This window comes from Streptomyces sp. CCM_MD2014 (assembly GCF_000772045.1).
Classification (GTDB): domain Bacteria; phylum Actinomycetota; class Actinomycetes; order Streptomycetales; family Streptomycetaceae; genus Streptomyces; species Streptomyces salinarius.
Genome location: NZ_CP009754.1, coordinates 5,518,379 through 5,536,846, shown reverse-complemented (window position 1 = coordinate 5,536,846; position 18,468 = coordinate 5,518,379). Strand labels below are relative to the sequence as shown.

The following is an 18,468-nucleotide window of genomic DNA, read 5'->3' as shown; positions in this document are numbered from 1 at the left end:
GCGAGGGGGCCTTTCTCCTGTTCAGAAGGTGACGTCCGAGCACGCGTAGAACGCGTTGCCCGTGTCGGCGATCGTCCACACCGCGAGGATCACGTGGTGCCCGCTCAGCCCGGACGGCAGGGTGCCGGTGTGGGAGAGCGTGGCCGGGGGCTGCTTGCCGCCGTAGGGCACCGTGAAGAACGGCGTGAGGTTGAGGTCGGACCGGGCGAGGTTGTGGTTCTGGTTCCAGCCCGGCTTGGTGACGTAGTACTTGAAGTCGGTCGTGGCGTGCCGGGCGGTGAACTGCCAGCGGAAGGTGTAGCTCTGCCCGCCGTTCACCCGGGTGGTCGGCCACGCCTGGCCGTTCGGCTGCTTGGGGCTGTCGAGCGCGGCGAACGACCCGTGGCCCGCGGAACAGATCTTTCCGTCGGCCGGCCCGGAGGCCGGGAACCCCTTGGGGCCCTCGACACTCTGCGGCTCCCACTGGATGGCACCGCACCCGCCGACGGTCCCGTTCTGGCACACCTTCTGCCGGCTGACGGGCAGGTCGGTGTAGCCGTGACCGCTGGCGCCGCCGGACGAGAGCACGAGGGCTCCGGTGGTCGCCATGCCCAGCGCGGCCGCGTACAACTTGGTCCTTGTGCGCATACTGCTGCTCCCTGTGACGTGTGGGGAAGTTCAGTGAGCCGTGCAGGTCTAGACCAAGTTTCAGATTATTGCCGTGAGTTGAACATGTCCATACCAAAGGCGGAACGCGCTGCCCGCCCGCGCCGGGCAGCCGGACGGGTCACGCCCCGGTGTCCCCCCGTCCCGCGCAGAACGCCACGGTCAGGTCCTTCACCAGCACCTTGCGCTCGTAGTCGTCGAGTTCGACCAGGCCGCGCATGGTCAGCCGGGTCACCGTGTCCTCCACCGAGTCCACGACCGAGGTCAGCACACTCGCCCGCTGCGCCGCGTCCAGCGCCGCGATCCGTCGCCGGTGCATGGCGGCGGCGACCTCGGGGGCGTACTCCACCCGGACCGGCCGTACCGAGAACACCTCCAGGCCGACCGGCGCCGCGTCCGCCGCCACCAGCCGGGTCAGCGTGTCCCCGGCCACGTCCGCCGAGCTGCGGACCGTGCCGAGCGGCTCCACCGGAACCCGGGCCAGCGCCGCCTCGACGCACTCCCGCAGATACGTCTCGTGGTCCTCGACGCCCAGCGTGGCCTTCACGGTGTCCCGCACCCGCCACACCACCAGCGTCACCGCCCTGAGCGCGACCCCGTTGCCGTCGGCCGCGGGCATCGGCTCGCTGCGCCAGTGCCGCAGCCGTACGTCCACCCGGCGGCGCAGCAGCAACGGGTTCACCCACATCAGACCCGTGCGCCGCACCGTCCCGCGGTAGCGGCCGAACAGGCCGAGCACCCAGGCCCGCCCGGTGCGCCCCCGGGCCAGCCCGCCGAATCCGAACATCCCCAGCGCCCCGGCGGCCGCGTACGCCGCCCACTGCGCGGGCCCGAGCCCGGCTCCCGCGTACGCCGGCAGTCCCAGCGCCTGCGCGGCGAGCGGAGGTACGAGACCGGCCCACCAGGAGGTCGCCGCACACCCGGCCACCCCGCACAGCCCCGCGGCCACGCCCGCCGCGCCGGGCAGCACCCGGGCCGGACGTTCCCTCAGCTCCGGGTCGACCGACGGCACGGTGCGGGGGCGGGCGTTGACGGGGCGCCGGGTCCCGGGCCGCTCCCCCGGACCCTGCCGCCGCGCGACGACCGCGGGCCGCAGCGGGACCGGCGCCGGGTCGGGGTCGTCCCGGAACAGCAGGTGGACGGGGATCTCCGTGGTGGCCTCGTTGTGAATGAGCCGGGCGGGCCGGGTCCCGGCCTCGGGTACCGCGGCCCGCGCCCCCGTGGAGGACTCGGCCGACGAGCCGGTCGAGGGGGCGGTCGAGGAGCCGGCCGACGGGACGGCCGAGGAACCGGCCGACGGGGTCGAGGAGTCGGTCGAGGATGTCGTGTTCGTACTCATGCGTGCTCCAGCCTCCGCGCCAGACGCGTCATGAACGGGTGATCACCTGCGGGGTGCGGGTCACGAGAAGAGCCGCCGCCAGGTCTCCGGGCCCGGGAAGCCGTCCGCCGCCCCGCCGCGCCAGCCCTGCGCACGCTGGAAGGCCTGGACGCCCAGCCGGTCCGCCTCGCTCCAGCGCGGCCCCGGGCCCTTCGTGTAGTGGGCGCCGAACCCCTTCTTCACCAGCTGCCTGCCGAGCCGGGTGACGTACACGTTGTCGGCGCCCGGCCGGAACATGCCCCGCCCGGGGTAGCCCGCCACTCCGTGCGAGGCGGGCCCGGCGGCCGCGTCCGGCGCGTCCGGGGGCGTCCCGGCCTTGCCCGCCTGGTCCGCGACGACCCCCTTGTAGCGGTACGGCAGGTACTTGGCGGAGTTGCTCCAGTAGGCGTACGGCGTATCCAGCTTGCGGGTGTGCGGCGGGGTCTGCTCGTAGGCCGTGTAGGCGGTGCGCGTCCCGTCCGTCCAGCCGCCGAAGATCACCACGTGGGAGCCCTTCTCCGGGTCGGACGCGTTGTGGAACAGCAGGATGTCGCCGGGCCGCAGCTCCTCCTTGGTGATGCGGTCGGCGACGGTGCCGAGGCTGCCGGTCCACTCGTTGGCGGGCAGCTTCCAGGCCATCGACACGAAGCCCGAGCAGTCCTGCCGGTAACCGTCGGACCAGTACGCGGTCAGGCTGTAGGGGACCTTCGCGGCCACCCAGGTCTTGGCCCGGTCGATGATCTCCGTACGGGTGATGCCGGCCAGTTCCGCGCCGGCCGGGGGCGCCGCGGGCCGCCCGGTCGCGCCGTACAGCGGGGACCTTGGCCCCTGAGGGGTGCCCGGCTCGTCACGCGCCGGATCCGCCGAATCCGCGAAAGCGGAATCCGCGGGGACACCCGGCCGGTGGGGCGCGTGGGCGGCCGCCGGGAGCGCCGCCGCCGGCCCCGCGCCGAGGGCGGACACGACGGTCGCGGAAGCGGCGGCGGTGGCCACGACCAGCGTGCGGTACGCCGCCGGATGGGCGAGCGCGCGGCCTGCCGGGGAATGCGGCAGAACGCACCGCCAGTGACGGCAGCCGGGACATTCGCAATCGATCGCGGGATCGATTTCCTCGAATACGGGAGTCTCCATGCGATTCCCCTCACACTCCCGGTGGAAATGTCCGCGGCGGCGCACTTCGGTACATGTCGGTCAGTTTCTCAACTGTCCACATCACGCGCATGTTGACGGTCCGAATGATGTACCCGGGCCGATGAGGCCTGCACCGGGGACGGCCGGCGGTGGTCCGGAGCACCGGTCGGCATCGGGTAGAGTTGTGCAGGTCAGCAGGCGCCGCTAGCTCAGTTGGTTAGAGCAGCTGACTCTTAATCAGCGGGTCCGGGGTTCGAGTCCCTGGCGGCGCACAGACGGTCGAAGGCCTCTCGTATCACACGAGGGGCCTTCGGTGCATTCGGCTCCGGAACGTCTTGCGATCATGACGAACGCCGTAGAACCCTGGTCCGGCTGGGGGCCGGATGCGGAGGGGATGCCGAGGGGGGCATCATGCAACCGGGGGTCGCCATTTCCATGTCTATATGGTGTGCATGCCGTGGTGACCATGACCCACCACTGACACGTCCGTGACGGTCGAGGGGGACCCGAGCAGGCGAAGGAAGCGACCAAACACGCACTGACCCGCGTGTGGGGGGATGACACATGACGTCGACGCCGACGGGCGCCGGGCCGGACCACGACCCGTCCCAGACCACCCAGCTCCGGGTGCCCGGGCACCGGAACTGGAACACCGGTTCGTTCCGCCGGATAAAGAAGACGCTGCCGAAGTACGACTACGAGCACTACAGCCGCCTCGCGGGCCCCCTCACCCAGCCCGACCCGAACAAGCCGTACCGGGTGCAGTACCGCTCGCTGATCTCGCAGGAGCCGCACCGCATCCGGGTCGCCCTGATGCTGGCCGCCGCGCCGCTGCTCTCGGTGGTGCTGCTGGTCTGGCTGCTCCAGCCCGAGCACTGGACGGAGCGCGACTACCCGGCCTTCTCCTGGCTGCCCGCGCTCGACATCGTGATGCTCGTCGCGATCGGCCTGATCGAGCTGTTCCGCTGCCTGAACGTGCTGTCGAACGCGCACGCCACCCTGGTCGCCCGCGACCCGGTCCCGGTGGTGCCCGAGACCGGCACCCGGGTCGCCTTCCTCACCTCCTTCGTGCCCGGCAAGGAGCCGCTGGAGATGGTGACGAAGACCCTGGAGGCGGCCGTGAAGATCCGCCACCGCGGTCTGATGCACGTCTGGCTCCTCGACGAGGGCGACGACCCGGAGGTGAAGGAGGTGTGCGCGCGCCTGGGCGTGCACCACTTCTCCCGCAAGGGCGTCGCCAAGTGGAACCGGAAGAAGGGCCCGCACCGCGCCAAGACCAAGCACGGCAACTACAACGCCTGGCTGGAGGCGCACGGCGACGACTACGACTTCTTCGCCTCCGTCGACACCGATCACGTGCCGCTGCCCAACTACCTGGAGCGGATGCTCGGCTTCTTCCGCGACCCGGACGTCGGCTTCGTCATCGGCCCGCAGGTCTACGGCAACTACGACAACCCGATCACCAAGGCCGCCGAGTCGCAGCAGTTCCTCTTCCACGCGCTGATCCAGCGCGCCGGCAACCGCTACGGCGGGCCGATGTTCGTGGGCACCTCCAACGCGGTGCGCATCCGGGCGCTCAAGCAGATCGGCGGCCTGTACGACTCGATCACCGAGGACATGGCGACCGGGTTCGAGATGCACCGCCACAAGAACCCGGCCACCGGCCGCAAGTGGCGCTCGGTCTACACCCCGGACGTGCTCGCGGTCGGCGAGGGCCCGAACGCCTGGACCGACTTCTTCACCCAGCAGATGCGCTGGTCGCGAGGGACGTACGAGACGATCCTCAAGCAGTACTGGAAGGGCTGGTACTCGCTGCCGCCGAGCAAGCTCTTCAACTACACCATGATGATCATCTTCTATCCGATGTCGGCCCTGAACTGGATCCTGGCGGCGCTGAGCTGCTGCCTGTTCCTGGGCCTGGGCGCATCCGGCGTCAACATCGACCCGGCGGTCTGGCTGATGCTCTACGGCAACGCCTCCGCGCTCCAGATCGGCCTGTACGTCTGGAACCGCCGCCACAACGTCTCCCCGCACGAGCCGGAGGGCTCCGGCGGCGTGGCCGGCATGATCATGTCCGCGCTGTCGGCGCCGCTGTACGCGAAGGCGCTCGTCGACTCCGTGCTGCGCCGCAAGAGCAAGTTCGTGGTGACCCCGAAGGGCGACTCGGCCAGCCCCGACACCCTGTTCGGCACCTTCCGGTACCACTGGTACTTCATCGTGATCTTCGCCGGTTCGATCGCCGCCGGCCTCGTCCTCGGCCACTCGCACCCCGCGATGATCGTCTGGGCGACGTTCGCGCTGCTGATCACCGCCTCGCCGATGTTCGCCTGGCGTCACGAGCTGAGGAAGGCGAAGAAGCAACCGCCGGTCGCGGCGGCGGAGCCCGCGCCTCGGGCCCCGTCGCAGCAGCCCGCGCCCGGACCGGCCGACGCGCCGTACGGGCGGCAGCAGGCGCCCTACGGACAGCCGTACGGACAGCACGCGCCGCAGCAGACGCCCAACTGGGCCGCCTCCGCCGACGGGGGCGACGACCAGACGATGCAGATCGCCCTTGGTGGACTTGGGGGACGTAAGGAATGAAAGACCGTGCCGGCCGCCGCCGGGCCCGTCGCTTCGCGATAGGTACGGCGGTGGTAGTCGCGCTGGCCGGGATGAACGGACCGTGGCTCTACCGCTTCGGAACCGAGAAATACCACCAGTACAAGATCAACCAGCCGGAGTACAAGGCCGCCAACGGCAAGTGGGAGATCATCGAGTTTCCCGAGAAGTACCGGCAGAACACCATCCACGCGGCCCTGCTGCGCACCGGCAAGGTGCTGATGGTCGCCGGGTCCGGCAACAACCAGGACAACTCCGACGACAAGCAGTACGACACCCGGATCTGGGACCCCGTCAAGGGCACCATCAAGAAGGTGCCGACGCCCACCGACCTGTTCTGCACCGGGCACACCCAGCTCGCCAACGGCAATCTGCTGATCGCGGGCGGTACCAAGCGGTACGAGAAGCTCAAGGGCGACGTCACCAAGGCGGGCGGCCTGATGGTCGTCCACAACGAGAACCCGGACAAGCCGATCACCCTCCCGGCGGGCACCAAGTTCACCGGCAAGGAGAACGGCAAGACCTTCGTCTCCAAGGACCCGGTCCTGGTGCCCCGCGCCGAGAAGGTCTTCGACAAGGAGACCGGGAAGTTCCTGCGCAACGACCCGGGTCTCGGCCGGATCTACGTCGAGGCGCAGAAGAGCGGCCACAAGTACGAGACGGGCACCGAGGACAACTACCGCGTCCAGGGCCTGTCGGGTGCCGACGCGCGCAACACGTACGGCATCGCGCAGAAGCTCGCCCTCGACAAGAAGGACTTCCAGGGCATCCGGGACGCCTTCGAGTTCGACCCGGTCGCCGAGAAGTACATCAAGGTCGACCCGATGCACGAGGCCCGCTGGTACCCGACGCTCACCACCCTGAGCGACGGCAAGATCCTCAGCGTCTCCGGCCTCGACGACATCGGCCAGCTGGTCCCGGGCAAGAACGAGATCTACGACCCGAAGACCAAGGAGTGGACCTACACCGACAAGGTCCGCCAGTTCCCGACGTACCCGGCGCTGTTCCTGATGCAGAACGGCAAGATCTTCTACTCGGGCGCGAACGCCGGCTACGGCCCCGACGACGTGGGCCGCACCCCGGGCATCTGGGACGTGGAGACCAACAAGTTCACCGAGGTCCCCGGCATGAGCGACGCGAACATGCTGGAGACGGCGAACACCGTGCTGCTGCCTCCGGCGCAGGACGAGAGGTTCATGGTGATCGGCGGCGGCGGGGTCGGCGAGTCCAAGCTGTCCAGCGAGAAGACCCGGATCGTCGACCTCAAGGCGGACGACCCGAAGTTCGTCGACGGGCCGTCACTGGAGAAGGGCACGCGCTATCCGCAGGCCTCGGTCCTGCCCGACGACAGCGTGCTGGTCTCCGGCGGCTCGGAGGACTACCGCGGCCGCAGCGACTCCAACATCCTCCAGGCGCGGCTCTACCACCCGGACACCAACTCGTTCGAGCGGGTCGCCGATCCGCTGGTGGGCCGCAACTACCACTCCGGTTCGATCCTGCTGCCCGACGGACGCCTGATGTTCTTCGGCTCGGACTCGCTCTACGCCGACAAGGCGAACACCAAGCCGGGCAAGTTCGAGCAGCGGATCGAGATCTACACCCCGCCGTACCTGTACCGCGACTCGCGGCCGGATCTCTCCGGGGGCCCGCAGACCATCGGGCGCGGCGAGTCGGGGACGTTCACCTCGCGTGCGGCGTCCACCGTCAAGAAGGTGCGGTTGATCCGGCCGAGCGCGTCCACGCATGTCACGGACGTGGATCAGCGGTCCATCGCGCTGGACTTCGAGGCGGAGGGGGACAAGCTGACGGTGACGGTGCCGAAGAACGAGAACCTGGTGCAGTCGGGGTGGTACATGATGTTCGTGACGGACGGGGAGGGGACGCCTTCGAAGGCGGAGTGGGTGCGGGTGCCGTAGCGCTCTGGCGGGGTGCGACCAGGGGTGCGGAAAGCACTGTGGCTTGCCACGGGCACGCGGCGGTAGCCGCACATGTCACAGCCCCGCACCCCTGGGGCGTTTATCCCTGCGCCAGTTTCAAGGCGTACTCCGGCCACCACTCCCCCGCCTTCGGGCCGCCCTTGCATTCGCCGTCGGACTCTCCCGGGCGCTTGACCCACAGGTAGGCGTCGACCAGGGGGTCGGCCGTCTTCGTCGTCGGGGTTTCGCCGAGGGCTCGGCCCGGGGGGTTGCACCAGCGTTCGTCCGGGGCGCCCTCGGTGTAGGGGCCGTTGCCGTTGCGGCTGGTGTCGATGACGAAGTGCTTGCCGCCCACCTTGGCGGAGAGCTGCTTGCCGTAGGCGATGGAGTCCTCGGTGGTGTAGAAGTTCGAGACGTTGACCGCGAAGCCGTCGGCCCGGTCGATGCCGGCCCGCTTCAGGGGGTCGAAGATCTGGTCGGGGTGGCCCCAGCCGGCGTTGCCCGCGTCCAGGTACACCTTGGTGTTCTTCAGGGCGGTGAGCTTGTCGATCGCGCCCTTGAGGAGGTCGTAGCGCTCCTCGTGGAACTCCTGCGGGGTGCAGCCGTCGACGAGGTGGAGCACCGCGTCCGGCTCCAGGACGACGGTGGCGGCGCGGTCGCCGATGCCCTTGGCGACGCCGTCGACGAAGGAGCGGTAGGCGTCGCCGTCCGCGGCGCCGCCCTCGGAGTACTGGCCGCAGTCGCGGTGCGGGATGTTGTAGAGGACGAGCAGCGCGGTGCGGCCGGCCTCGTCGGCGGCCTCGGTGAAGCCGCGGGCCTGCTCCTCGGGGTTCTCCGGGCTGATCCACTCGCCGGTCGGCTGCTGGGCGATCTTGCGGATCTGTTCGGCCTGGTCCTTCTCGCCCGCCTCGGTCAGCGAGGCCACCTGCCGGGCCGCGGTGCCGTCGGGGTTGACCCAGAACGGGTCGGCCTCCTTGGGCTGCTGCGTGATCCCGGCGCCCGCACCCTTGCCCCCGCCGTCCCCGTCACCGGACGAGGAGCAGCCCGCGAGCAGCAGTGCCGCCGCTCCGAGCACCGCCGCCGACGCAGCCCGCCTCCTGGACATGCTTCCGGCCGGCTTGCTGCCGTACATCCAACCCCCCATGGGTGCACTGTTCCGAGGCTCAATCCTGACATACGCCTCGTGCGCCCACGGGGTCATCGCTCGACGGACGTCGGGAGGCGAAACGGGCCGGCCCGAGTGCCCTCGCCGCCGCCCTCCTCGTCGCCGACCGGGACGCCGGACGGGGAGGGGCGCGAAGAATCTGCCGCCGACATGGTCCGGCGGCGCGGGAGACGGGACCGCTCACCGGGTGGCGTGGCCGGCGGAGCCGGTTCCGGTCAGGTAGGCGGAGACGACGACGTTGGCCGTGTAGCTGTCGGTGGCCCGGTCGAAGGTGCCGCCGCAGGTGATGAGGCGGAGTTCGGAGCGGTCCGTGTCGCGGGGTCCGTAGGCCTGCTGGGCGTCGAAGCCGTCGCGGGTGAGGACCTGGACGTCGTCGACGGTGAACTCGGCGACCTCCGCGTCGTCGCGGGTCACCCGGATCGTCTGGCCGGGTTCGAGGGTGCTGAGCCGGTAGAACACGGCGGGCCGGGTCTCGGTGTCGACGTGACCCACCATCAGGGCGGTCCCGGCGGCTCCGGGGGTGACCCCGGCCGCGTACCAGCCGACGGTGCCGGGCTGGTCGAAGGGCGGTGGTTCGATGGCGCCCTCGGCGTCGAGGCCGCGGGCCACGACGGGGGCGTCGATGTCGAGTCCGGGGACGTCGAGCCGCTGCGGCCGGGCGTCGTCGAGGGGCGCGTGGGCCGGGGGCAGGGGGACGTCGGGGGGCCGCCCGGCCGCCGCCATGTCCCCGGTGGCCGGCCGCGATATGCCCTCGCGCACGTCGGTGGCCTCGCGGCCCCAGAGCCACAGCCCGAGGAGCAGCACCGCCCAGGCGATGCCGGTGACCAGACGCCCGCCGGCGGCGGCGGTCGTCGGCGTGGTCTCCGAGGCGGTCTCGGGCACCGTCTTCCGTGCGGTGCCCCGCTCGTCCCGCTCGTCCTGTCCGGACATGGTCAGTCCGTCCCGCGGCTCCGGCTGCGGACGCTGCGCAGTGCCACGGCGACGGCGGCGATGCCCGCGAGCACCAGGCCGGTCACGGTGTGCGCCGTGCCGGGGGGATCGACGCGCGCCCCGTCCCCGGTCCCCGACGCGGCCAGCTCCGCGGTGCCGCCGCCGCCCGCGTCGACGGGGGCGACGGGCGAGGCGGGCGCGGTCGGGCGCCTCTCGTCGTGGACGGTGATGGTGCCCTTGCGTGCCTGCTCGCCGCACTTGACCTGCACGGCGTACGCACCGGCCCGCACGCTGGTGCGGACCCGGCTGGAGCCGACGAGGACGCCGTCCTCCGCGGCCAGGCTGAGCCGTACGTCCGACTCGAAGGCCGCGGAGACCGCGACGGCCGTCCTCTCGGTGCAGTCGGGCACGCGGAGCGTGACGTCGGTGCCGGGGGCGGGCGAGGACGGCGACACGGAGACACCGCCGCCCTCCGCCGCGTAGGCGTGGGCCGCCGGTGCGCACAGCGCGGTGGCCAGCGCGGCTCCCGCGCAGAGGGTTACTTTCAGTGAGCCCATCGTGTACCTCCAGTTACCTGGAGGCTCCCCCGCGGGCCCCGTCACCGCATCCTGCGCGGGGGCGGGGCTACTCCGATCGGGTCATGCGGAGGAGGTCCGGGTTTCAGACCCGTTCCACGAGGTCCGCGATGGAGTCGACCACCTGCGACGGGCGGTACGGGAAGTTTTCGACCTGCTCGGGCCGGGTGAGGCCGGTCAGGACGAGGAAGGTCTGCATCCCGGCCTCCATGCCCGCCAGCACGTCGGTGTCCATGCGGTCGCCGATCATGGCGCTGGTCTCGGAGTGGGCGCCGATCGCGTTGAGCCCGGTGCGCATCATCAGCGGGTTGGGCTTGCCCGCGAAGTACGGCTGCTTGCCGGTCGCCTTGGTGATCAGGGCGGCCACCGCGCCGGTCGCCGGGAGCGGGCCCTCGGTGGAGGGGCCGGTCTCGTCGGGGTTGGTGCAGATGAAGCGGGCGCCGGCGTTGATCAGCCGTACCGCCTTCGTCATGGCCTCGAAGGAGTAGGTGCGGGTCTCGCCGAGGACCACGTAGTCGGGGTCGTGGTCGGTGAGGATGTAGCCGATGTCGTGCAGGGCCGTGGTCAGACCGGCCTCGCCGATGACGTACGCCGAGCCGCCGGGCCGCTGGTCCTCCAGGAACTGGGCGGTGGCCAGGGCCGAGGTCCAGATGGACTCGATCGGCACTTCGAGGCCCATGCGGCGCAGCCGGGCGTGCAGGTCGCGCGGGGTGTAGATCGAGTTGTTGGTCAGGACCAGGAAGGGCTTGCCGGATTCACGGAGCCTCTTGATGAAGGCGTCGGCGCCGGGGATCGGCACGCCCTCGTGGATGAGGACCCCGTCCATGTCGGTGAGCCACGACTCGATGGGCTTGCGGTCTGCCATGTGCTCGGTCTCCTGCCTGGGCGGTCCTGCGTGTGCCTCAGCCTAAACAGTGCCGGATCTTGTGGGAACGGCCGTCTCAGCTTCCGGTGGCTTCCTTCCAGACGTCGAACACGAGTTCGCACAGGGCCTGCCGCACGGTCTCGCGGGCGCCCCCGTACCGCTCGGAGAGGTCCCGCTCGGTGGGGATGGCGCCGCCCTCAGCCGGTCTGCGGACGAGAAGGTCGATCCGTGCCTTGACGGCGTAGTACTTCGGCACGCGTCCGTGCTCGGGAATCCCGGAGCGGACGGGAGCGCCGGGGGCCTGGTCGTTCGGACAGTCCACGCGGGGATGTTCGAGACACGGGAGACGGGGTGAACGGAGACGGCCGGCTCGGCCACCGGGGCGGGCGGGCCGGTCCTGCCACCGGGACGGGCCGGATCGACAGCCCGCGCAGGTCGGTACCCCCCCGGCGCGGGTCACGCGGCGGGCCGGGCCGGCCTGTCCGGCTGTGGGAATCCGGCCGGCTCAGCCGCCGTCCCCGCGCCCGAACAGCGGCGCGAGCAGCAGTTGGGCCGCGCCCTCCGCGACCGCCCGCGTCCCGCCCGGGGCGATCCGCACCGGTACGGCGCCCGTGTGGCCGCCCTCGCGCCGGGCGCGGGCGTCGAGGACCGCGCCGACGCCGTGGACGAAGGCCTCGGACGCGGCGGCGACGGTGCGGCCGCCCAGCAGCACCAGGTCGATGTCCAGCAGCCCGGCGAGGTTCGCGGCGCCCGCCCCGAGCACCCTCGCCGCCTCCGCGAGGTCCCCGCGGGCGACGGCGGCGAGGCACAGTGCCTCTATGCAGCCCCGGGCGCCGCAGGTGCAGGGCGGCCCGTCGAGCTGGACGACCTGGTGGCCGAACTCCCCGGCACCGGTCCGGGCGCCCCGGTGCACCCGGCCGCCGAAGACGAGACCGGCGCCGAGCCCCGTACCGAGGTGCAGGTAGGCGAAGGAGCCGCCGCCCCGCCCCCCGTCGGCACTCCCGCCTCCGATCGCGAGGCCGAGCGCCGCCGCGTTGGTGTCCTTGTCCACGACGACCGGCACGCCCAGCCGCCGCGCCAGCGCGTCCCGCAGCGGGTAACCGTCCCACTCCGGGAAGCCGGTGACCCGGTGCAGCACACCCCGGACGTGATCGAGCGGCCCGGGAAGGGCGACGCCGAGGCCGAGGAGGGTGGGCGCGGCGTCCAGAGCGGCGCCCGGCGGCGCGCCCTCCCCGGCACAGGACACCCGCCCCTCCGCGGCCCGCTCCTCCGAGACCCTCTCCTCCGAGGCCGACTCCCCCGGCTCCCGCTCGCCGGAGGCCCGCTCCCCCGGATCCGACGTCCCCGAGGTTCGCTCCCCCGGCCCCCCCGCCCCGGAGTCCCGCTCCCCCCCGACCCACGCGCCCGGCACCTCCGTCGCCGGCGTCCGCGGGCCCTCCGCGCCGGGCGGGCCGGGGCGCTCCGCGACAGGCGGTCCCAGTACCTCCGCGACGAGTTCCCGCGCCGCCCGCGCCACCCCCGCCAGCACGACCTCGGCCCCCGCGCCGAGGTCGAGGGGAGCGCACCGCTCCCCCACCACCGCGCCGTCGAGGTCGACCAGCACCGCCCGCAGCTCGTCCCGGTCCAGGTGGACGCCGAGGGCGTGGCCCGCCCCCGGCACCAGGCGCAGCACCGTGCGCGGCTTGCCGCCGGTGGACGCGCGGCGTCCGGCCTCGGCGGCGAGGCCCTCGCCCCTCAGCCGTGCGGTGATCTTGCTGACCGCCTGCGGGGTGAGCCCGGTGCGCTCGGCCAGTTCCAGCCGGCTGATGCCCTCGGCGCCGGCGGTGCGCAGCAGGTCGAGCACCAGGGCGGTGTTGTGGCTGCGCAGGGCGAGCAGATTGGCACCGTCACCCGCGTTGCTCCTGTTCACATCCCCATTGTCCCCGGCGCTTGCACTTTGGCAACACCGTTGCGAAAGTAGGACGCATGACTGCTACCCCTCCCGGCACTCCCCCTGTGCGCGTCGGCCTCGTCGGCTACGGCCTCGCGGGTTCCGTCTTCCACGCCCCGCTGATCGCCGCCACCGAGGGCCTGGCCCTGGACACGGTCGTCACCTCCCACCCGGAGCGGCAGCAGCAGGCCCGCGCCGAGTTCCCGGACGTGCGCACCGTCGCCACGCCCGACGAGCTGTTCGACCGGGCCGGCGAGCTGGACCTGGTCGTCGTCGCGTCCCCGAACAAGACGCACGTACCGCTCGCCACGCGGGCCCTGGAGGCCGGCCTGCCGGTCGTGGTGGACAAGCCGGTCGCGGGCACGGCCGCCGAGGCACGTGCGCTGGCCGCCCTGGCCGAGGAGCGCGGCCTGCTCCTCTCCGTCTTCCAGAACCGCCGCTGGGACAACGACTTCCTCACCCTGCGCGAGCTGCTGGCCGACGACGCGCTCGGCGAGGTGTGGCGCTTCGAGTCCCGCTTCGAGCGCTGGCGGCCCAAGCCGAAGGGCGGCTGGCGCGAGTCCGGCGACCCGGCGGAGATCGGCGGCCTCCTGTACGACCTCGGCAGCCACGTCGTCGACCAGGCCCTGGTCCTCTTCGGCCCGGTCACGCAGGTGTACGCCGAGTCCGTCGTCCGGCGGGCGGGCGCGGAGGCGGACGACGACACGTTCCTCGCGCTCACGCACGCGAACGGCGTCCGCTCCCACCTCTACGTCTCCTCCACCGCCGCCCAGCTCGGCCCCCGCTTCCGGGTGCTCGGCTCGACGGCGGGTTACGTCAAGCACGGTCTCGACCCGCAGGAGGCGGCGCTGCGCGAGGGCAAGCGGCCGGGCCCCGGCTGGGGCGAGGAGGACGAGTCGCTGTGGGGCCGCGTCGGCGCCGGCGACTCCCCGCTGACCGGCGGCGGTCGGGTGGCGGCGACCGTCGCGGGCGACTACCCCGCGTACTACGCGGCGGTGGCGAAGGCCCTGCGCGAGGGCGGCCCGAATCCGGTGGACGCGCGGGAGGCGGCCGCCGCCCTGGACGTACTGGAGGCGGCCCGCCGGTCCGCCCGCGACGGAGTGGTGGTGGCCCTGTGAGCACCACGCCGACGCCCCCCACCGTCGCGGAGCTGGAGGAGCAGGAACGCCGCCTGGTCTTCCGCCGGTTCACGAACGACGACGCGTGGGCGCTGGGCTCCCTGCTCGTCGAGCTGGCCCGGGAGCGCGAGGCCCCGGTCGCCGTCGACATCCACCGTGCCGGGCAGCAGCTCTTCCACGCCGCCCTGCCGGGTTCCACCCCCGACAACGACGCGTGGATCGCCCGCAAGCGCCGCGTCGTGGAGCGGTACGGCTCGGCGTCGTACCTGGTCGGCTCGCGCTTCCGGGCCAAGGGCACGTCCTTCGAGGAGTCCTCGCGGCTCGACCCCGGCACGTACGCGGCGCACGGCGGCTCCTTCCCCGTCACGGTGGCCGGCGTCGGTGTCGTCGGCGCGGTGACGGTCTCCGGGCTGCCGCAGGTGGAGGACCACCGGCTGGTGGTGGAGGCACTGGAGCGGTTCCTGGGCGAGTGACCCGGACGGGCGCGGTCGGGGAATCAGCGGTGGGTACCCGTGGTTGGCAGGCAGACACGCAGCATGATCACGGTGCCCACCGGAGGGATCACAACCGATGAACGAGGCGACGGCTTCCCTGAAGGAATCGGTCGGACGGTACGGCGTCTGGAGCGTGCCCCTGCGCTCCGAGGACCCGGAGGGCGCGACCGAACGCGCCGAGGCCGCCGCCGAGTTGGAACGGCTCGGCTACGGCGCCCTGTGGCTCGGCGGCAACAGCTCCGCCCGGAACGCGGCCCCGCTGATCGAGGCGACCGAGCGGATCGTGGTCGGCACCAGCATCCAGAGCATCTGGGAGCACGAGGCGTCCGAGGCGGCGGCGGGCTTCGCCGAGCTGGAGGTGTCCCACCCGGGCCGCTTCGTGCTCGGCCTCGGAGTGAGCCACGCCCCGCTCGCGGAGGGCTACCGCCGCCCGTACTCGACGATGGTCGGCTACCTGGACGAGCTGGACCGGGCCGGGATGCGCTCCGGGCACCGGGTGCTGGCGGCGCTGGGCCCGAAGATGCTGGACCTGTCCCGGGACCGGGCGGCGGGCGCGATCCCGTACCTGGTCACCCCGGAGCACACCGCGCAGGCCCGCGAACGGCTCGGCGAGGGCCCGCTGCTGGCCCCGGAGTTCAAGGTCGTCCTCGACTCCGACCCGTCCCGCGCCCGTGCGACGGCCCGCGCCTACCTCGCCATGTACCTGAAGCTGCCGAACTACACGAGGAACTTCCTGAACCTCGGTTTCACGGACGACGACGTCACGGGCGGCGGCAGTGACCGCCTCATCGACGCCGTGTTCGCCTGGGGCGACGAGGCCACGATCCGCGCCCGCATCGACGCCTTCCACGCCGCGGGAGCCGATCACGTGGCCCTCCAGCTCGTGGAGGACGACACGGCCCGCCTCCCCCGGGAGGGCTGGCGCCGGCTCGCCGCGCTCCTGGCGTGACGGCGGGCGCGGGCGAACGCGCGAACGCCGGCCGCGGGGTGAGGTCCCCGCGGCCGGCGTGGTGTGCGTCCGGGTCGCGCCGCCGCTACCTGGTTCCGTAGTCGGAGCCGTGGCCGTAGCCGCCGTCGTGCCCGTCGTGCCCGTCGTGCCCGTCGTCACCCCCGTGACCGCCGTCGTCGCCGTAGCCCCCGTGGCCGTCGTCGCCCTCGCGCTCGTTGTCGATGCGCACGGTGACGCCGTCCCCGGCGTTCGCCTCGGTCACCCTGATCGGGCCGGTCACCGGGTCCGCGGGCAGCTCGTACCCCTCGGGCACGGCGGTCTCCCGCAGGTAGTACGACCCGGGTTCGAGGTCCTCGAAGACACAGCCGCCGGAAGCGTCGGTGGTGCAGTCCCCGGTCAGGGTGTCGGCGTTGTCACCGGAGGTCTGGAGACCGGCCAGCCCGTTGGTCTCCTCCCACAGCTCGAACTCCGCGCCGGCGAGCGGCTCGCCGTTCCCCGCGTCGGTCTTCTCCACCTCGATGGAGCCCTCGTCGTCGGGTCCGGGCGGGCCGGGCTCGTCCTCCGGGGTGTTCTCCGCCTCGATCTGCACGCCGTCCTCGAGGTTCCCCTCGGTCAGCACCAGCGGGCCGAAGACGTTCGGGTCGGGCAGCTCGTAGCCGTCGGGTGCGGCGGTCTCACGCCAGTAGTACGTGCCGGGCTCCACCGTCCGCGCGCACCGCCCCAGGGGGCCGGTCACGCAGTCGCCGCCGATCCGGGTGTCGGGGTCGGCACCGTCGGTCTGGAGGCCTTCGACGCCGTTGGTCTCCTCCCACAGCTCGAAGACCGCTCCCTGCAGCACGGCGCCCGACTCGGCGTCGATCTTCCGGATCCGCACCTGTCCCGTGTCGAGGCCGTCGTCGCCGGCGGTGTTCTCCGCCTCGGCCCGGACGCCCTCCCCGGCGTTGTCCTCCGTCAGCACCAGCGGGCCGAAGACGTTGGGGTCGGGCAGCTCGTAGCCGTCGGGCGCGGCCGTCTCACGCCAGTAGTACGTACCGGTCGGCACCACCCGGGTGCATTCGCCGTCGGCGTCCGTCGTGCAGACGTCTCCCACCTGCGTGTCCGGGTTCGCCCCGTCGGTCTGAAGACCGTCGGCCCCGTTGGTCTCCTCCCACAGCTCGAACTCCGCCCCGGCCAGCGCGTCCCCGGACTCCGCGTCCGTCTTGACGACCTGGACCCGCCCCGTCACCGGACCGGGCTCGTCCTCGGGGGTGTTCCGCGCCTCGAGCCGCACCCCGCCCGCGGCGTTGTCCTCCGTCAGCTCCAGCGGGCCGAAGACGTTGGGGTCGGGCAGCTCGTAGCCGTCGGGCACGGCCGTCTCACGCCAGTAGTACGTACCGGTCGGCACCGTCTGCGCGCACACGCCGCCGGCGTCCGTCGTGCAGACGTCTCCCACCTGCGTGTCCGGGTTCGCCCCGCCGGTCTGAAGACCGTCGACCCCGTTGGTCTCCTCCCACAGTTCGAACTCCGCCCCGGCCAGCGCGTCCCCGGACTCCGCGTCCGTCTTGACGACCCGCACCTCACCCGTCACGGGGCCCGGGCCGGGACCGGGAGGTGTGTCACCGCAGTCCGGGAGGTCGCCGTTGAACGGGTAGGCGTGGAACTCGACGCCCGACTGCTCGCTGGTGTGGGTGATGGAACCGGCGCTGTAGAAGCGCCCGTTGATGCCGGGCAGCGACACCGTGGACATGGAGTTCTGCGGTCCGACCAGCACGCTGCCCTGGAACTGTCCCGTGCCGGCGAAGTTCGCCGTGGTGGCGTCGGGGAAGTTCCAGAGCAGACGCTCGCGGTAGCCGTTGAGGGGGTCGGTGTCGTCGGCGATGCCGCCGCTGTAGGTGTTGACGGTGCGCTCGGAGCCGAGCATGTTCACCAGGACGGTCGCGTCGCCGGGGATCTCGTCGAAGACGATCCCCTGCTGCCCGCCGGAGGCACTGGCCAGGTCGAAGTCCACGTTGAACACCTGGATGTCCGACGTGCCGTCGCCCGTGAAGACGGTCTGGTAGCCCTGGTTGACGGCCGTTCCCGTAGCGGTCCGCAGCTCGCCGTCCACCCGGGCGTAGCACTGGCTGGCCGCGGTGAGCTCGTCGCGCAGACCGAGGTAGGGGTCGGCGGCGTCCGGGTCGTGTTCGAGGTCGCCGGTCACGGTCCCGGTCACCGTGCCGCCGTAGCGGACGACCCCGCCGTCGGCGAGCAGCCGCTGCCCCGGCGCGACGGTGATGTCGTTCCCGGTGGTCAGGAAGTCGGCCCCGTCCGGCGGCGGCACGCGCGAGCCGACGCCCGCGATGCCGATGTCGTAGACGGCGCTGCCGCCCTCGCTCTTGTTCATGTCGAAGTCGTCGAGGACGACGACCCGGCCCTCGGCCTCGGCGGCCCGTCCCCGGACGCGGAAGTCGTCACCGGCGAAGACGTTGACGGCGTTGTCGCGCCCCGCGAACGGGCCGTTGTTGATCTCGGGGAACTCGTCGGGGCACTGCGTCCCGACACACGGCCCGAGTCCGCCCGGCAACGGTTCGGCCTGCGCCTGCGAGGCCCCGGCCCCGACGACGAGGGCGGGCGCGAGGCCCGCCACGAGGGCGCAGGCCAGCCCGGTCCGGCCCATGCGGGGCCGGAGAGCGGCCATACGTTGTCTGATGGAGTGCATGGCCCACAGGCTCTCCGGCGGCCGCTCGCGCCCGCCGGAGAACATTCCCTCGCCGGGCGACCATCACACGGACGGCCCCGGCACGGACACCCGACCGGCCGGGAGACCGCCCGCCCTC

14 protein-coding genes, 1 tRNA gene and 1 pseudogene are annotated in these 18,468 nt (G+C 72.3%); 6 read left to right on the top strand and 10 right to left on the bottom strand.

The window, feature by feature from the left end; all coding sequences use genetic code 11:
* Window positions 1-21 precede the first annotated feature (21 nt).
* From NI25_RS24725 to NI25_RS24715, 3 genes are all read right to left on the bottom strand, one after another.
* Window positions 22-627 carry a lytic polysaccharide monooxygenase auxiliary activity family 9 protein gene (locus NI25_RS24725; RefSeq protein WP_061444538.1) on the bottom strand — a complete coding sequence of 202 codons (606 nt, stop codon included), beginning with the start codon at window positions 625-627 and terminating at the stop codon, window positions 22-24.
* Window positions 628-766: 139 nt separating this feature from the next.
* Complete coding sequence (locus NI25_RS24720; protein WP_233520773.1) at window positions 767-1,984, bottom strand: SPFH domain-containing protein; 1,218 nt, start codon at window positions 1,982-1,984, stop codon at window positions 767-769.
* Between the two features lie 60 nt (window positions 1,985-2,044).
* Window positions 2,045-3,133 carry a peptidoglycan-binding protein gene (locus tag NI25_RS24715; RefSeq protein WP_061444537.1) on the bottom strand — a complete coding sequence of 363 codons (1,089 nt, stop codon included), beginning with the start codon at window positions 3,131-3,133 and terminating at the stop codon, window positions 2,045-2,047.
* A gap of 198 nt (window positions 3,134-3,331) precedes the next feature.
* On the opposite strand from NI25_RS24715, the gene NI25_RS24710 reads away from it, so the two are divergent.
* The 3 genes from NI25_RS24710 to NI25_RS24700 all read left to right on the top strand — a co-directional run bounded on the left by NI25_RS24710 (window position 3,332) and on the right by NI25_RS24700 (window position 7,647).
* Window positions 3,332-3,405: transfer RNA gene (locus tag NI25_RS24710), tRNA-Lys, on the top strand.
* Between the two features lie 292 nt (window positions 3,406-3,697).
* Window positions 3,698-5,713 (top strand): glycosyltransferase family 2 protein, encoded by a 2,016-nt coding sequence (locus tag NI25_RS24705; protein ID WP_061444536.1) that lies wholly within the window; start codon window positions 3,698-3,700, stop codon window positions 5,711-5,713.
* Window positions 5,710-7,647, top strand: coding sequence for a kelch motif-containing protein (locus NI25_RS24700; protein WP_061444535.1), 1,938 nt, complete (start codon window positions 5,710-5,712; stop codon window positions 7,645-7,647). The genes NI25_RS24705 and NI25_RS24700 overlap by 4 nt, the downstream gene beginning before the upstream one ends.
* Before the next feature lie 100 nt (window positions 7,648-7,747).
* On the opposite strand, the gene NI25_RS24695 is transcribed toward NI25_RS24700, so the two are convergent.
* The 6 genes and pseudogenes from NI25_RS24695 to NI25_RS40345 form a co-directional block, all read right to left on the bottom strand.
* Window positions 7,748-8,779, bottom strand: coding sequence for a glycoside hydrolase family 6 protein (locus NI25_RS24695; protein ID WP_061444534.1), 1,032 nt, complete (start codon window positions 8,777-8,779; stop codon window positions 7,748-7,750).
* A gap of 213 nt (window positions 8,780-8,992) precedes the next feature.
* Window positions 8,993-9,742, bottom strand: a complete 750-nt coding sequence (locus NI25_RS24690) for a class F sortase (RefSeq protein WP_107071829.1) — start codon at window positions 9,740-9,742, stop codon at window positions 8,993-8,995.
* Window positions 9,743-9,744: 2 nt separating this feature from the next.
* Complete coding sequence (locus NI25_RS24685) at window positions 9,745-10,299, bottom strand: hypothetical protein (protein ID WP_061444533.1); 555 nt, start codon at window positions 10,297-10,299, stop codon at window positions 9,745-9,747.
* Window positions 10,300-10,402: 103 nt separating this feature from the next.
* Window positions 10,403-11,182 carry an HAD-IIA family hydrolase gene (locus NI25_RS24680; protein WP_061444532.1) on the bottom strand — a complete coding sequence of 260 codons (780 nt, stop codon included), beginning with the start codon at window positions 11,180-11,182 and terminating at the stop codon, window positions 10,403-10,405.
* A 103-nt stretch (window positions 11,183-11,285) separates the two neighbouring features.
* Window positions 11,286-11,504, bottom strand: a pseudogene (locus NI25_RS24675) (GntR family transcriptional regulator); the annotation flags it as partial.
* 183 nt (window positions 11,505-11,687) lie between these two features.
* Entirely contained in the window at window positions 11,688-13,091 is a 1,404-nt protein-coding gene (locus NI25_RS40345; protein WP_061444531.1) for an ROK family transcriptional regulator, read from the bottom strand.
* Between the two features lie 56 nt (window positions 13,092-13,147).
* Between NI25_RS40345 and NI25_RS24665 the strand changes: the two genes are divergently transcribed.
* The 3 genes from NI25_RS24665 (at window position 13,148) to NI25_RS24655 (ending at window position 15,673) form a co-directional block, all read left to right on the top strand.
* Window positions 13,148-14,230, top strand: coding sequence for a Gfo/Idh/MocA family oxidoreductase (locus NI25_RS24665; RefSeq protein WP_061444530.1), 1,083 nt, complete (start codon window positions 13,148-13,150; stop codon window positions 14,228-14,230).
* Complete coding sequence (locus tag NI25_RS24660) at window positions 14,227-14,703, top strand: heme-degrading domain-containing protein (RefSeq protein WP_061444529.1); 477 nt, start codon at window positions 14,227-14,229, stop codon at window positions 14,701-14,703. Before NI25_RS24665 ends, NI25_RS24660 begins: the two co-directional genes overlap by 4 nt.
* A gap of 97 nt (window positions 14,704-14,800) precedes the next feature.
* A complete protein-coding gene (locus tag NI25_RS24655; RefSeq protein ID WP_061444528.1) occupies window positions 14,801-15,673 on the top strand; it encodes an LLM class F420-dependent oxidoreductase in 873 nt (290 codons plus the stop codon).
* 85 nt (window positions 15,674-15,758) lie between these two features.
* On the opposite strand, the gene NI25_RS24650 is transcribed toward NI25_RS24655, so the two are convergent.
* Window positions 15,759-18,350 (bottom strand): SpaA isopeptide-forming pilin-related protein, encoded by a 2,592-nt coding sequence (locus NI25_RS24650; RefSeq protein WP_107072099.1) that lies wholly within the window; start codon window positions 18,348-18,350, stop codon window positions 15,759-15,761.
* Window positions 18,351-18,468 lie beyond the last annotated feature (118 nt).

Bases quoted from the DNA above. Each gene is read 5' to 3' on its own strand.
- NI25_RS24665 (WP_061444530.1), top strand. From the start codon at position 13,148: ATGACTGCTACCCCTCCCGGCACTCCCCCTGTGCGCGTCGGCCTCGTC.
- NI25_RS24700 (WP_061444535.1), top strand. From the start codon at position 5,710: ATGAAAGACCGTGCCGGCCGCCGCCGGGCCCGTCGCTTCGCGATAGGT.
- NI25_RS24695 (WP_061444534.1), bottom strand. From the start codon at position 8,779: ATGTACGGCAGCAAGCCGGCCGGAAGCATGTCCAGGAGGCGGGCTGCG.
- NI25_RS24715 (WP_061444537.1), bottom strand. From the start codon at position 3,133: ATGGAGACTCCCGTATTCGAGGAAATCGATCCCGCGATCGATTGCGAA.
- NI25_RS24655 (WP_061444528.1), top strand. From the start codon at position 14,801: ATGAACGAGGCGACGGCTTCCCTGAAGGAATCGGTCGGACGGTACGGC.
- NI25_RS24690 (WP_107071829.1), bottom strand. From the start codon at position 9,742: ATGTCCGGACAGGACGAGCGGGACGAGCGGGGCACCGCACGGAAGACG.
- NI25_RS24685 (WP_061444533.1), bottom strand. From the start codon at position 10,299: ATGGGCTCACTGAAAGTAACCCTCTGCGCGGGAGCCGCGCTGGCCACC.
- NI25_RS24680 (WP_061444532.1), bottom strand. From the start codon at position 11,182: ATGGCAGACCGCAAGCCCATCGAGTCGTGGCTCACCGACATGGACGGG.
- NI25_RS24720 (WP_233520773.1), bottom strand. From the start codon at position 1,984: ATGAGTACGAACACGACATCCTCGACCGACTCCTCGACCCCGTCGGCC.
- NI25_RS24650 (WP_107072099.1), bottom strand. From the start codon at position 18,350: ATGCACTCCATCAGACAACGTATGGCCGCTCTCCGGCCCCGCATGGGC.
- NI25_RS24725 (WP_061444538.1), bottom strand. From the start codon at position 627: ATGCGCACAAGGACCAAGTTGTACGCGGCCGCGCTGGGCATGGCGACC.
- NI25_RS24705 (WP_061444536.1), top strand. From the start codon at position 3,698: ATGACGTCGACGCCGACGGGCGCCGGGCCGGACCACGACCCGTCCCAG.